A 13099-nucleotide genomic window follows, 5' to 3' on the forward strand; every position below is an offset into this window, starting at 1 on the left:
AGGGGCGCCAACACACCCCGTGTTGTGGAGTGCACCGAATGGCAAACGACAAAGAAGACCTCGAACTCGAGGACGATGTCAGCACAGACGACAGCGATGATGGCGCCGAAGCCGCGGCAGAGGTCGCCAAGACCAACCTGACCAAGCGCCGCATCATCGACAACTACCTCGAAGAGCGTCGCCTGCAGCGTCAGCTGTCCGACTACGATTTCGACCTGTAGCCTGCTCCTGAATGTAATACCCGCATGAAAAAGCCCCGCATCCTGGCGGGGCTTTTTGTTGGTTGCGTAGGAGCGCGCCATGCGCGCGATCGCCATGGCCCGCTCCGGATCACACCGCGACACCCTCGCGCTGCACCACCCGATAGCACGGCTCATACGCCGCGCCGCCCGGCAGCTTCATCCGGTGCTGCTCGACGAAGGCCTGCAGCAGCGCATCCAGCGGCTCCATGATGGCCGCGTCGCCGTGGATCTCGTACGGGCCGAACTCCTCGATCATGCGGATGCCCTTGTCCTTCACGTTGCCGGCGACGATGCCGGAGAAGGCCCGGCGCAGGTTTGCCGCCAGCTCATGGGGCGGCACCTCGCGGCTGAGGTCCAGGCTCGCCATGTTCTCGTGGGTCGGCTCGAACGGCCGCTGGAAACCTTCCTCGATCTTCAGCAGCCAGTTGAAGTGGTAGGCATCGTTGCGCTCGCGGCGGAACTGCTTGACCTGCCGCAGCCCCTCGCTCATTTCCCGCGCGACCTCTACCGGATCGTCGATGACGATCTTGTAGCGCTGCTGCGCCGCTTCACCCAGGGTAGCGCCGACGAAGGCGTGCAACTGCTCGATGTAGGCCGCCGCGCTGCGCGGGCCGGTGAGCACCACCGGGAACGGCATGTCCTGGTTGTCCGGGTGCATCAGGATGCCCAGCAGGTAGAGGAACTCCTCCGCGGTGCCGACGCCGCCGGGGAACACGATGATGCCGTGGCCTACGCGGACGAAGGCCTCCAGGCGCTTTTCGATATCCGGCAGGATCACCAGTTCGTTGACGATGGGGTTTGGCGCCTCGGCGGCGATGATCCCCGGCTCGGTCAGCCCCAGGTAGCGGCCCTTGGTGTTGCGCTGCTTGGCATGGCCGATGGTGGCGCCCTTCATCGGGCCCTTCATCACGCCCGGGCCGCAGCCGGTGCAGACGTCCAGACTGCGCAGGCCCAGTTCGTGGCCGACCTTCTTGGTGTACTTGTATTCATTGGTGCTGATGGAGTGGCCGCCCCAGCACACGACGATCTTCGGTTCCACCCCGGCATGCAGCGCGCGGGCATTGCGTAGCAGGTGGAAGACGTAGTCGGTGATGCCCGCCGAGCTGTCCAGGTCGAAACGCTGGCTGTTCAGTTCGTTCTGGGTGTAGACGATGTCGCGCAGGGCGCTGAACAGCATCTCGCGGGTGCTGGCGATCATCTCGCCATCGACGAAGGCGTCGGCCGGCGCGTTGAACAGTTCCAGGCGCACACCACGCTCCTGCTGGTGGATTTCCAGCTCGAAGTCGCGGTAGGCGTCGAGGATGTGCTTGGCGTTGTCGATCTGCGTGCCGGTGTTGAGGATGGCCAGGGCACACTGGCGGAAGAGTTTGTAGCTGCTGCCCGTGCCTGCTTCGCTGAGCTGGTGCACTTCACGTTGGGAGAGGGTTTCGAGGCTGCCCTTGGGGCTGACCGAAGCATTGTTTACCGGTCTTGGGGACATGCTGTATTCCTTGACTTAGGCTGCCGGACGCAGAGCGCCGGGCACCCGGAAAAATCGGTGCGGCCGTCCATCGGTCGTCATTATCGGAGGGAGCGCAGCGGGGATTCTCCGGCCCGTGCGCGATGCTCCTCTGTCTCTGACAAGCAAATGGCGGAAACTGCTTCCGCAATCGACGCATCCGACGTCGATGCACCTTGAGTATGACCGCTCCGGTGTCTTTCTGATGACAACCGGCAAAGAAAAACCCCGCCGGGCGGGCGGGGTTTCTCCAGAGACATCTCGCGCGAAGCGGAGGATCAGTCCTTGCGCTGCGGCGAGAGCAGCTCGATCTTGTAGCCGTCCGGGTCCTCGACGAAGGCCAGGATGCTGGTGCCGTGCTTCATCGGGCCCGGCTCGCGGGTGATCTTGCCGCCGCGGGAGCGGATGTCCTCGCAGGCCTTGTAGACGTCGGCCACTTCCAGGGCGATGTGGCCGTAGCCGGTGCCCAGTTCGTACTGGTCGACGCCCCAGTTGTAGGTCAGCTCGATGACGCTGTTGTCGTCTTCGTTGCCGTAACCCACGAACGCCAGGGTGAACTGGCCGTCCGGATAATCCTTGCGGCGCAGCAGGGTCATGCCCAGGACTTCGGTGTAGAAGGCGATGGATTTGTCCAGGTCGCCGACGCGCAGCATGGTATGCAGCAGTCTCATCGATTCTTCCTCATCAGGCGCCCCGGATGCGGGGCCTATAAACGCAAACCCCGGCTCGTGGCCGGGGTTTGCTTGTCACGGGGTCACCAGCTTATCAGAACAGCTTGCGGCCCTTGTTCGCGGCGATGCGCATGCGCAGCGCGTTGAGCTTGATGAAGCCCGCGGCATCGGCCTGGTTGTAGGCGCCGCCGTCTTCCTCGAAGGTCGCGATGTTGGCATCGAACAGCGAGTCGTCGGACTTGCGGCCAACCACGATGACGTTGCCCTTGTACAGCTTCAGGCGCACGACGCCGTTCACGTACTCCTGGGAGGCATCAATCATCTGCTGGAGCATCTCGCGCTCCGGGCTCCACCAGTAGCCGGTGTAGATCAGCTTGGCGTAGCGCGGCATCAGCTCGTCCTTCAGGTGAGCGACTTCGCGGTCCAGGGTGATCGACTCGATGGCGCGGTGCGCCTTGAGCATGATGGTGCCGCCGGGGGTCTCGTAGCAGCCGCGGGACTTCATGCCGACATAGCGGTTCTCGACGATGTCGAGACGGCCGATGCCGTTGGCGCCGCCGATGCGGTTCAGCTCGGTCAGCACCTGGGCCGGAGTCATTTCCTTGCCGTCGATGGCGACGATGTCGCCCTTGCGGTAGGTCAGCTCGATGTAGGTCGGCGCGTCAGGGGCCTTCTCCGGGGAGACGGTCCACTTCCACATGTCTTCTTCGTGCTCGGTCCAGGTGTCTTCCAGCACGCCGCCTTCATAGGAGATGTGCAGCAGGTTGGCATCCATGGAGTACGGCGACTTCTTCTTGCCGTGGCGCTCGATCGGGATGTTGTGGGCTTCGGCGTAGTCCATCAGCTTCTCGCGGGACAGCAGGTCCCACTCGCGCCAGGGAGCGATCACCTTCACGCCCGGCTTGAGCGCATAGGCGCCCAGCTCGAAACGCACCTGGTCGTTGCCCTTGCCGGTGGCGCCGTGGGAGATGGCGTCAGCGCCAGTGGCGTTGGCGATCTCGATCAGGCGCTTGGCGATCAGCGGACGCGCGATGGAAGTACCCAGCAGGTACTCGCCTTCGTAGATGGTGTTGGCACGGAACATCGGGTAGACGAAGTCACGGACGAACTCTTCGCGCAGGTCCTCGATGAAGACCTCTTTCACGCCCAGCTGCTTGGCCTTGGCGCGGGCCGGCTCGACCTCCTCGCCCTGACCCAGGTCGGCGGTGAAGGTCACCACTTCACAGTTATAGGTATCCTGCAGCCACTTCAGAATTACGGAGGTATCCAGGCCACCGGAATACGCCAGGACTACCTTCTTCACGTCCGCCATGCCACTCAACTCCACGGGGGTTGTCACGAAAAGGATCGATTCTACTGCTGGCCCAGCATAATTTACAGAGGCGCGACAGCTTTAGATGACAAAGCGACAAATTCTATCGTCGGTGCGACTCGCTGCCGCAGGCTCAGCCCTTGGGCGCCGCCGGCGGCGTGACGGCGTTGGCCGCGGGCGCTGCGGGAGCAGCCGGTGCAGCGGCTTTCGCCGGCGCGCCGGCACTGGGCGCAGGCGCCGTGGGCTCCGAAGCGGCAGGTGCCGCCGGGGCCTCGGCCGGAGCTTCATCGACGACCACCTCGCGGGACAGGTTCACCGTCACCCGGCGATTGCGCGCGCGGTTGGCCTCGGAGTTGTTCTTCACCAGCGGATAGCGCTCGCCATAGAAGCGCACGGTGATCTCCGACTCCGGCACGCCATTGGCCTTGAGGTACTCCATCACCGCGACGGCGCGACGGCGCGAGGTATCGCGGTTGACCAGGCGGTTGCCGCTGTTGTCGGAGTGACCGTCGAGCTCGATGCGGTTCACGCTCGGATCGGCCTTCATGTACTGCAGGATGATGTCCAGCTTGGCGCGAGCCAGTGCGTCGAGTTCGGTACCATTGGGGAAGCCGATCTGGCTCTGCCGCACCTGGTCGAAATTGACCGGCAGCATCTTCGCCGAACAGTCCTGGAACTGTGCGTAGCCGGCCGCGAAACGTGTCGGCAGCAGGCGCACCAGCAAACGCTCGCCGTCCCGGGTGCGGTGCCGTACTTCCGGCGTGCGACCTTCCAGCAGGCCACCGAGCAAGCGCCCGGCCTGTTGCTGGCTGCTGTTGAAGGGCACGTCGCCGTCGCCAACCGGCACCGATCCCAGGTTCACGTCGCCCTGCCCCGGCCGCCACGGTGGCGCCGCCGCCAGCAGCGTTGCCGAACCACGCCCGAGCCAATCCTGCTGCTGCCTGAGACGGAAGGTCGGCTGCTCGCCGGCGCGCCAGACGAATTCGCCCTGGCCGAAACCCGCCACGCTCTGCGTCAGCCGGCACTCGAACTGGTCGCCCGCCACCGTCCATTGGGCGCTTTCCAGGCGCGACTGGAAGGTCAGCCCCCAGGCCGGAAGGCTCGCGCAAAGGACGAGCAGGAGAAGAGATGGCTGGCGCACGGTGCGTTCCACACAATCGGATTCGGGTCTCCGAATCTATCGGTCGGCCACGGCAAAACTTGATAGCGAGTGCCGCCGACGGCCTTTTCCGGTAGCATTTCCCCACTCTTTCCGCTGCAACCGCCTTCCTGGAATCCGCATGTCCGACCGCCTGACACTCCTGCGCCCCGACGACTGGCACATCCACCTGCGCGACGGCGCCGCACTCGCGCAAACCGTCGGCGACGCCGCCCGTACCTTCGGCCGCGCCATCATCATGCCGAACCTGGTTCCGCCGGTGCGCAACGCCGTCGAAGCCGACGCCTATCGCCAGCGCATCCTGGCCGTCCGTCCGGCCGGCAGCCGCTTCGAGCCGCTGATGGTGCTCTACCTCACCGACCGCACCAGCGTCGAAGACGTTCGCGCGGCCAAGGCCTCGGGCTACGTGCACGCCGCCAAGCTGTACCCGGCCGGCGCCACCACCAACTCCGATTCCGGCGTGACCAGCGTCGACAATATCTTCCACGTGCTCGAAGCCATGGCCAAAGTCGGCCTGCCGCTGCTGGTACATGGCGAGGTGACCCGCTCCGAAGTCGACGTGTTCGACCGCGAGAAGCGCTTCATCGACGAGCACCTGACCCGCGTGGTCGAGCGCTTCCCGACGCTGAAAGTAGTCCTCGAACACATCACCACCGGCGATGCCGCCGCCTTCGTCAAGGCCGCACCGGCCAACGTCGGCGCCACCATCACCGCGCATCACCTGCTGTACAACCGCAACCACATGCTGGTTGGCGGCATTCGCCCGCACTTCTATTGCCTGCCGATCCTCAAGCGCAACACCCACCAGGAAGCCCTGCTGGATGCGGCCACCAGCGGCAATCCGAAGTTCTTCCTCGGCACCGACTCCGCGCCCCACGCGCGCCACGCCAAGGAAGCCGCCTGCGGCTGCGCCGGCTGCTACACCGCCTATGCGGCCATCGAGATGTACGCCGAGGCCTTCGAGCAGCGCAATGCGCTGGACAAGCTGGAAGCCTTCGCCAGCTTCCACGGCCCGGACTTCTACGGCCTGCCGCGCAACAGCGACCGCATCACCCTGGTCCGTGACGAATGGGAAGCCCCGGCAGCGCTGCCGTTCGGCGATTTCGAAGTGGTCCCGCTGCGTGCCGGCGAGAAGCTGCGCTGGCGCCTGCTGGAGACCCAGGCATGAGTGACGAGAACGAAATCTTCGAAGAAGAACTCGACGGTTCCTTCCCGCCCGGCCCGCGCCAGCCGATGGCGCGCCGCTTCCGTGGCTACCTGCCGGTGGTCGTGGACGTCGAGACCGGCGGCTTCAACGCCGGCACCGATGCCCTGCTGGAAATCGCCGCCGTCACCATCGGCATGGACGAGAGCGGGTACCTGTTCCCGGAACACACCTACTTCTTCCGTGTGGAGCCCTTCGAAGGTGCCAACATCGAGCAGGCCGCCCTGGAGTTCACCGGCATCAAGTTGGACCATCCGCTGCGCATGGCCGTGCCGGAAGAACAGGCGCTGACCGAGATCTTCCGCGGCGTGCGCAAGTCGCTCAAGTCCAACGGCTGCAAGCGGGCGATCCTGGTCGGCCACAACAGCAGCTTCGACCTGGGCTTCCTCAATGCCGCGGTGAACCGCACCGGCATGAAGCGCAACCCGTTCCACCCCTTCTCCAGCTTCGACACCGCCACCCTCGCCGGCCTCGCCTACGGCCAGACCGTACTGGCCAAGGCCTGCCAGACCGCCGGCATCGAGTTCGACAACCGCGAGGCGCACTCGGCGCGCTACGACACCGAGAAGACCGCCGAGCTGTTCTGCGGCATCGTCAACCGCTGGAAGGAATTCGGCGGCTGGATGGACGACGAGGACTGATCGTCGTCCCCGCCCCATGAAAAAGCCCCGCACTTGCGGGGCTTTTTCTTACCACCTTGCACCGAACTCGCACGTTACCTTGTAGGAGCGAGCTTGCTCGCGAACCGTCGTCCCAATCATCGCGGGGCCCCAGAAGACAAGGTAGGACTCCGTCCGCGATCTGCCTCGCGACGGGGATCATCGCGGACAATGTCCGCTCCTACGAGATCAAGAGCCCCTCACCCTAACCCTCTCCCGCATGCGGGAGAGGGGACCGTCCGGTGCAGGATGAAACCATGACGTCAGCCGGCACGATCTGCCCCCTCTCCCTCTGGGAGAGGGCTGGGGTGAGGGGGCGTGTCGGCACAGACTATCCAGAAGAAGACAGTTGCTCCTCCGAAAGGCAGCTTGAGCGCGCAATAAAAAGCCCCGCCAAAGCGGGGCTCTTTCATGCGCAAGCAGCCTTACAGCTTGCTGGCATTCTCGGCCAGGTAGGCGGCAACGCCTTCCGGCGAGGCGGTCATGCCCTTGTCGCCCTTCTTCCAGTTGGCCGGGCAGACTTCGCCGTGCTCTTCGGTGAACTGCAGGGCATCGACCAGACGCAGCAGCTCGTCCATGTTGCGGCCCAGCGGCAGGTCGTTGACGATCTGCGAGCGCACCACGCCGTTCTGGTCGATCAGGAAGGCACCACGGAACGCGACACCGTCGGCGGACTCGACGTCATAGGCCTTGGCGATTTCGTGGGTGATGTCGGCGGCCAGGGTGTACTTGACCGGGCCGATGCCACCCTTGTCCACCGGGGTGTTACGCCAGGCGTTGTGGGTGAAGTGGGAGTCGATGGACACGCCGATCACTTCGACGTTGCGCGCCTGGAAATCGGGGATGCGGTGGTCCAGGGCGATCAGCTCGGACGGGCAGACGAAGGTGAAGTCCAGCGGGTAGAAGAACACCAGGCCGTACTTGCCCTTGATGGCTTCGGACAGCACGAAGCTGTCGACGATCTCGCCGTTGCCGAGGACGGCCGCTACGTTGAAGTCGGGAGCTTTCTTACCTACGAGTACGCTCATTCCATATCTCCTGGAGGTGAGGACGTGAGGGAGTGCAAGACGCCCTGCCCGGCTCGAAACGCCGGACCAGTGGGCTTTCCACTCCAGTGGGCCGGTCATGATACACCGCGTCTTTCCGGCCCGCCCAGCGCTTTCCCCCACCGCCCGGCAAGGCTAACCCATTGAAGGAAATGACCATTTATCCGGTCATGAAAATGCCTGCCCAGCAAACTTTGACAATCATTCTCATTAAGATTAGTATCGCCTTCAACAACCCCATAGCGATGCGTAGTGCAACCATGTACGTCTGCCTCTGCCAAGGTGTCACCGATACCCACATCCGCGAAGCGATCTACGAAGGCTGCTGCAATTACCGCGAAGTGCGTGAAAGCACCGGTGTCGGCACCCAGTGCGGCAAGTGCGCCTGCCTCGCCAAGCAAGTCGTTCGCGAGACCCTGAGCGAACTGCAGAGCGCGCAGTCGATGAACTACTCCCTCGCCTACGCGGCAGGCTGATCGACGCGACCTGCGCTCAACTCAGCAGAGATTCCGAAGGAAAACCGGGCCATGCCCGGTTTTTTTGTGCCTGAATTTCAGCGTCTTAACGCCGAATTGCGGAATGAAAACATTCGCATTCATATTCCTTTTTATAGCAAATTCAAGTACTTATGTTTGACAGTCGGTTATAAGAGGACCACACTTTCACTCTCTTCCACTCACACGGCAGGAGCCCGGCATGAAAGGCGACAAGAAAGTCATCCAGCACTTGAACAAGGTCCTCGGTAACGAGCTGATCGCCATCAACCAATATTTCCTGCACTCGCGCATGTGGAACGACTGGGGCCTGAAGCGCCTCGGCGCGCACGAGTACCACGAGTCCATCGATGAGATGAAACATGCTGACAAGCTCATCGAACGCATCCTGTTCCTCGAAGGCCTGCCCAACCTGCAGGACCTGGGCAAGCTGCTGATCGGCGAGAACACCCAGGAAATGCTGCAGTGCGACCTGAACCTGGAACTCAAGGCCTGCAAGGACCTGCGCGACGCCATCGTGCATTGCGAAAGCGTGCATGACTACGTGAGCCGCGATCTGCTCAAGGACATCCTCGAATCCGAGGAAGAGCACATCGACTACCTGGAAACCCAGTTGGGCCTGATCCAGAAAGTCGGTCTGGAAAACTACCTGCAGTCGCACATGCACGAAGACGACTGATCAGGCAAAAGGCACCGGCGCTGTTGTGGACGCCGGTGCCCTTCCACTCTAGCCGTTAGCCTTCGGCGGACGGCGCACCAGCGATGCCTTGAACACGAGCCCGCCACACAACAGCACCACCACCAGCAACGACAGACGCAGCCCCAGATGCTCGGCGAGGAAGCCGATCAGCGGCGGCCCCAGCAGCAAGCCCCCATAACCGAACCCCGCCACCGCCGCCACGCCTTTGGACGGCTCGATGCCCGGCCGATTGCCTGCCGCGCCGATCAGGATCGGCACCACCACCGACAGACCGACACCCACCAGGGCGAAGCCGGCGATAGCACTGGCTACCCAGGGGCTGAACAGCGCCAGGAACATGCCCGCGATGGCCAGCAACGCCAGGTTGCGCACCAGCGCCTCGTCGGCAAAGCGCACGCGCAGCCGATCGCCGAACAGCCGGCCCAGCACCATGGTCGCGGAGAACGCCGCAAAGCCCAGCGCCGCCAGGCGCTCGGACGCGCCCATCACCTGGTGCAGCAGCAAGGCGCCCCAGTCGGCCACCGCCCCTTCGGAAACGAACGCGCACGCCGTCAGCAGTCCCAGACCGATCAGCGACGGTGGCGGCAGGCGCCAGCCACGTCGGGCTGGCGCCTCCTCCTCCGTGGGCTCCGGGCGCCCTTCGAACAGATTGCGGGCGAAGAACGGCAGGATCGCCGCCGCGATCACCGCCAGCAGGGTGAAGTGCCACAGCGGCGCCAGGTCGGCGAAGACCGCCGCACCCACCGCGCCGGCCAGGCCGCCCAGGCTGTACATGCCATGCAGGCCGGCAATGCACGGCCGACCGAGGCGCCGCTCCACCTCCACCGCCTGGGTGTTCATCGCCACGTCCAGGGTGGCGAAGGTCAGGCCGACCAGGAGGAAACCCGCCGCCAGCTCCCAGACATTCTGCGCCAGCCCCGGCAGCGGGAAGCTGGCCATCAGCGCCAGCCCCGAGGCGATGGTAATCGCCCGGCTGCCGTAGCGACGCACCAGGGCGCCGGCGAAGAGGAACGCCAGCAATGCACCGAAACCCGCGCCCAGCAGCGCCTGGCCGAGCTCCTGCTCGTCCACGCCGGTCATGTTCTTGAGCGCCGGCACCCGTCCCATCACGCTGCCATGCACCATCCCGCCCATGGCGAAACAGTAGCCGCAGGCCCAGCGCGCGGCGTTCGTCCGTGTGTGTTCGGTCATTTATTTCTTCCCAAAAACAAAGCCCCGCCGAAGCGGGGCTTTGTGCGAAGCACGAAAGACTCAGGCGTCGGCCTTGCCTACGGCGTCCTTGATCAGCGGTTGCAGCTCACCCTTCTCGAACATCTCGGCCAGGATGTCGCTGCCGCCGACCAGCTCGCCGCCGACCCACAGTTGCGGGAAGGTCGGCCAGTTGGCGTACTTGGGCAGGTTGGCGCGGATTTCCGGGTTCTGCAGGATGTCGACGTAGGCGAACTTCTCGCCGCAAGCCATCAGCACCTGTGCGGCGCGGGCCGAGAAACCGCACTGCGGAGCATTCGGCGAGCCCTTCATGTACAGAAGGACGGGGTTGTTGGCGATCTGTTCTTTGATGGTATCGATGATATCCATGAACTTCCTCGGCTGAACTCTCAGATACTGACCCGGCAGCACCACAGGCGGCGTCTGGCCGGCACGGTTAGGCGCATTGTACTGCAAAGCCGAGCACTACGCTCGGCTTTGCAGGGGCATGCGACAGCCTGTCAGGCCACCTCGACCTCCACCGGTACGCCGTTCAGCGCGGTATTGCCGGAAAGCGCATCCAGGTGGCGCTCGTCGGTCAGGTCGTTGGCGCTGGCCCCACCCTGCTCGCGGGCGATGGACAGCTGCACGCCCGGTCGCCCGTGCCCCCAGCCGTGGGGCAGGCTGACCACGCCGGCCATCACCTCGTCGCTGGCCGCCACCTCGATCTCGACGCTGCCGACCCGCGAGCGCACCCGCACCTTCTGCCCATCCACCAGCCCGCGCGCGGCCAGGTCCTGCGGGTGCATGAGCAACTGGTGGCGCGGCTTGCCCTTCACCAGGCGGTGATAGTTGTGCATCCAGGAGTTGTTGCTGCGCACATGGCGACGGCCGATCAACAGCAACTGGTCCGCTGCCGGCGCCTGGGTGTCGGCGAAACGGCGCAGGTCGTTCAGCAGGATTTCCGGTGCGGCCTCGACATTGCAGCTGGAGGTCTTCAGGCGCGCCACGAGGTTCGGCTGCAGCGGGCCGAGGTCCAGCCCGTGGGGATGCTCGCGCAGCTTCCCGAGGTTCAGCTTGTGCTCGCTGGCATCGCCATAGGGGCCGAAGCGCAGGCCCATCTCGATCATCTGCTCCGGCGCCATCGTCGGCTTCAGCTCGCTGCCCATGCGCGTGGCATAGGCCTTGGCCAGGCCGACGAAGATCTCCCAGTCATGCAGCGCGCCCTGCGGCTTGGGCAGCACCGCCTCGTTGAAGCGCGTGACGTTGCGCACCGCGAAGAGATTGAAGGTGGTGTCGTAGTGATCGTGCTCCAGCGGCGCGGTGGGTGGCAGGATCAGGTCGGCGTAACGCGTGGTTTCGTTGATGTACAGGTCGACGCTGAGCATGAACTCCAGGCCGTCCAGCGCCTGCTCCAGGCGCCGGCCATTGGGCGTGGACAGCACCGGATTGCCGGCGACCGTCACCAGGGCGCGCACCTGCCCTTCCCCTTCGGTGAGCATCTCTTCGGCCAGCGCCGCCACCGGCAGTTCGCCGCCATACTCCGGCAGTCCGGACACGCGGCTCTGCCAGCGGTTGAAGGCGCCACCGGAAGTGCTCGCCACCAGGTCCACCGCCGGCGTGGTGCACAGCGTGCCGCCGACCCGGTCGAGATTGCCGGTGAGCAGGTTGATCAGTTGCACCAGCCACTGGCAGAGGCTGCCGAATACCTGGGTGGAAACGCCCATGCGGCCGTAGCAGACGGCCTTGTCGGCGGCGGCGAAATCCCGCGCCAGCTGGCGAATATCCTCAGCCGGCACGCCGCAGCGCGCGGCCATCGCCTCGACCTGGAACGGCTTCAGCGCCTCGCGTACGGAGTCCAGGCCAGCCACCGGCAGATGGCTCTCACGGGTCAGCCCTTCACCGAGCAGCGTGTCGAGGATGCCCAGCAGTAACGCCGCGTCCTCGCCGGGACGAACGAACAGGTGCTGGTCCGCAATCGCTGCCGTCTCGGTGCGGCGCGGATCGATCACGACCAGCTTGCCGCCGCGCGCCTTCACGGCCTTCAGGCGTTTCTCCACATCCGGCACGGTCATGATGCTGCCGTTGGACGCCAGCGGATTGCCGCCCAGGATGAGCATGAAATCGGTGTGGTCGATGTCCGGGATCGGGATCAGCAGGCCATGGCCGAACATCTGCTGGCTGACTAGGTGGTGCGGCAGCTGGTCCACCGAGGTCGCCGAGTAGCGGTTGCGGGTCTTCAGCTGGCCGAGGAAGTAGTTGCTGTGGGTCATCAGCCCGTAGTTGTGCACGCTGGGGTTGCCCTGGTACACGGCCACGGCATCGTTGCCATGGCGTTCGCGGATATCCGCCAGGCGCGCGGCGACCAGCTCGAAGGCCTCGTCCCAGCCGATCGGCTGCCATTCGCTGCCGACCCGCCGCACCGGCTGACGCAGACGGTCCGGGTCGTTCTGGATGTCCTGCAGCGCCACGGCCTTGGGGCACACGTGACCACGGCTGAAACTGTCCTGCGCATCGCCCTTGATCGAGAGGATGCGCGTATCCTCGGTCTCGATGGTCAGGCCGCAGATGGCCTCGCACAGGTGGCACGCACGGTGGTGGAGGGTCTTGCTCATGGCTCGCCTCGTTGTTGTTGTCGCCGGTCGCTCGTGGCGCCGGTCGTGGGGTCGCAGAGCACTATGGAACGCGCCCCGGATAAGCACCACCAGCTTCTGTCGGGTGAATCCCCCGGCATCAGGAACGACCATGGAGAAGGCCCGGCCGACGGGGCCTCCGGGCGAAACTTGCGTATATCCGTCATTTCCTTATAGGATCGCGCCTTCCCCCATTTCCCGCTCCATGCGGTCCCGCCGCAGGTTCAGCCCGTTTTTTCTCACGAAATCCGGTCGGTTCCTCGGCCCGATTCTGAGAATAAGTAGTAGGTACG

General features: G+C 64.6%; 13 protein-coding genes. 5 read left to right on the plus strand and 8 right to left on the minus strand.

What is annotated here, in order from left to right:
* The first annotated feature begins 38 nt into the window (after positions 1 to 38).
* A complete protein-coding gene (locus J5M67_RS10270) occupies positions 39 to 221 on the plus strand; it encodes a PA3496 family putative envelope integrity protein (protein ID WP_207885198.1) in 183 nt (60 codons plus the stop codon).
* 109 nt (positions 222 to 330) lie between these two features.
* Here J5M67_RS10270 and ppnN read toward each other — a convergent pair whose 3' ends face one another.
* The 4 genes from ppnN to J5M67_RS10290 form a co-directional block, all read right to left on the minus strand.
* Entirely contained in the window at positions 331 to 1722 is a 1392-nt protein-coding gene (ppnN, locus tag J5M67_RS10275) for a nucleotide 5'-monophosphate nucleosidase PpnN (protein WP_207885199.1), read from the minus strand.
* A 296-nt stretch (positions 1723 to 2018) separates the two neighbouring features.
* Positions 2019 to 2411: a lactoylglutathione lyase gene (gloA, locus tag J5M67_RS10280; protein ID WP_207885200.1), complete on the minus strand. Its 393-nt coding sequence runs from the start codon at positions 2409 to 2411 to the stop codon at positions 2019 to 2021.
* Positions 2412 to 2505: 94 nt separating this feature from the next.
* The gene (locus tag J5M67_RS10285; protein ID WP_207885283.1) at positions 2506 to 3723 is read right to left on the minus strand and encodes an argininosuccinate synthase; all 1218 of its coding nucleotides are present in this window, start codon (positions 3721 to 3723) and stop codon (positions 2506 to 2508) included.
* 133 nt (positions 3724 to 3856) lie between these two features.
* A complete protein-coding gene (locus tag J5M67_RS10290; protein ID WP_207885201.1) occupies positions 3857 to 4864 on the minus strand; it encodes an OmpA family protein in 1008 nt (335 codons plus the stop codon).
* A 139-nt stretch (positions 4865 to 5003) separates the two neighbouring features.
* Here J5M67_RS10290 and pyrC point away from each other — a divergent pair, with 139 nt between their 5' ends.
* Positions 5004 to 6050: a dihydroorotase gene (gene pyrC, locus J5M67_RS10295; protein ID WP_207885202.1), complete on the plus strand. Its 1047-nt coding sequence runs from the start codon at positions 5004 to 5006 to the stop codon at positions 6048 to 6050.
* Entirely contained in the window at positions 6047 to 6727 is a 681-nt protein-coding gene (gene rnt / locus J5M67_RS10300) for a ribonuclease T (protein WP_207885203.1), read from the plus strand. Before pyrC ends, rnt begins: the two co-directional genes overlap by 4 nt.
* Before the next feature lie 443 nt (positions 6728 to 7170).
* On the opposite strand, the gene J5M67_RS10305 is transcribed toward rnt, so the two are convergent.
* On the minus strand, positions 7171 to 7773 hold the full coding sequence (locus tag J5M67_RS10305) for a peroxiredoxin (protein WP_207885204.1): 603 nt from the start codon (positions 7771 to 7773) through the stop codon (positions 7171 to 7173).
* A gap of 278 nt (positions 7774 to 8051) precedes the next feature.
* Here J5M67_RS10305 and J5M67_RS10310 point away from each other — a divergent pair, with 278 nt between their 5' ends.
* Complete coding sequence (locus J5M67_RS10310; RefSeq protein WP_207885205.1) at positions 8052 to 8267, plus strand: bacterioferritin-associated ferredoxin; 216 nt, start codon at positions 8052 to 8054, stop codon at positions 8265 to 8267.
* Between the two features lie 220 nt (positions 8268 to 8487).
* Positions 8488 to 8964 carry a bacterioferritin BfrB gene (bfrB, locus tag J5M67_RS10315; protein ID WP_207885206.1) on the plus strand — a complete coding sequence of 159 codons (477 nt, stop codon included), beginning with the start codon at positions 8488 to 8490 and terminating at the stop codon, positions 8962 to 8964.
* 48 nt (positions 8965 to 9012) lie between these two features.
* Here the strand turns inward: bfrB and J5M67_RS10320 are convergent, their stop codons facing one another.
* The 3 genes from J5M67_RS10320 to J5M67_RS10330 form a co-directional block, all read right to left on the minus strand.
* The gene (locus J5M67_RS10320) at positions 9013 to 10176 is read right to left on the minus strand and encodes an MFS transporter (protein WP_207885207.1); all 1164 of its coding nucleotides are present in this window, start codon (positions 10174 to 10176) and stop codon (positions 9013 to 9015) included.
* Positions 10177 to 10236: 60 nt separating this feature from the next.
* Complete coding sequence (gene grxD / locus J5M67_RS10325) at positions 10237 to 10563, minus strand: Grx4 family monothiol glutaredoxin (RefSeq protein WP_207885208.1); 327 nt, start codon at positions 10561 to 10563, stop codon at positions 10237 to 10239.
* Positions 10564 to 10694: 131 nt separating this feature from the next.
* On the minus strand, positions 10695 to 12788 hold the full coding sequence (locus J5M67_RS10330) for a molybdopterin oxidoreductase family protein (RefSeq protein WP_207885209.1): 2094 nt from the start codon (positions 12786 to 12788) through the stop codon (positions 10695 to 10697).
* Between the last annotated feature and the right edge of the window lie 311 nt (positions 12789 to 13099).

The organism is Pseudomonas sp. 30_B (genome assembly GCF_017491605.1).
In the GTDB taxonomy this organism is placed as follows: domain Bacteria; phylum Pseudomonadota; class Gammaproteobacteria; order Pseudomonadales; family Pseudomonadaceae; genus Pseudomonas.

Excerpts from the sequence above, each read along its gene's own strand:
- J5M67_RS10270 (WP_207885198.1), top strand. The coding sequence starts at position 39 with ATGGCAAACGACAAAGAAGACCTCGAACTCGAGGACGATGTCAGCACA.
- bfrB (WP_207885206.1), top strand. The coding sequence starts at position 8,488 with ATGAAAGGCGACAAGAAAGTCATCCAGCACTTGAACAAGGTCCTCGGT.
- J5M67_RS10310 (WP_207885205.1), top strand. The coding sequence starts at position 8,052 with ATGTACGTCTGCCTCTGCCAAGGTGTCACCGATACCCACATCCGCGAA.
- J5M67_RS10285 (WP_207885283.1), bottom strand. The coding sequence starts at position 3,723 with ATGGCGGACGTGAAGAAGGTAGTCCTGGCGTATTCCGGTGGCCTGGAT.
- grxD (WP_207885208.1), bottom strand. The coding sequence starts at position 10,563 with ATGGATATCATCGATACCATCAAAGAACAGATCGCCAACAACCCCGTC.
- J5M67_RS10305 (WP_207885204.1), bottom strand. The coding sequence starts at position 7,773 with ATGAGCGTACTCGTAGGTAAGAAAGCTCCCGACTTCAACGTAGCGGCC.
- gloA (WP_207885200.1), bottom strand. The coding sequence starts at position 2,411 with ATGAGACTGCTGCATACCATGCTGCGCGTCGGCGACCTGGACAAATCC.
- J5M67_RS10330 (WP_207885209.1), bottom strand. The coding sequence starts at position 12,788 with ATGAGCAAGACCCTCCACCACCGTGCGTGCCACCTGTGCGAGGCCATC.
- pyrC (WP_207885202.1), top strand. The coding sequence starts at position 5,004 with ATGTCCGACCGCCTGACACTCCTGCGCCCCGACGACTGGCACATCCAC.
- rnt (WP_207885203.1), top strand. The coding sequence starts at position 6,047 with ATGAGTGACGAGAACGAAATCTTCGAAGAAGAACTCGACGGTTCCTTC.
- J5M67_RS10320 (WP_207885207.1), bottom strand. The coding sequence starts at position 10,176 with ATGACCGAACACACACGGACGAACGCCGCGCGCTGGGCCTGCGGCTAC.
- ppnN (WP_207885199.1), bottom strand. The coding sequence starts at position 1,722 with ATGTCCCCAAGACCGGTAAACAATGCTTCGGTCAGCCCCAAGGGCAGC.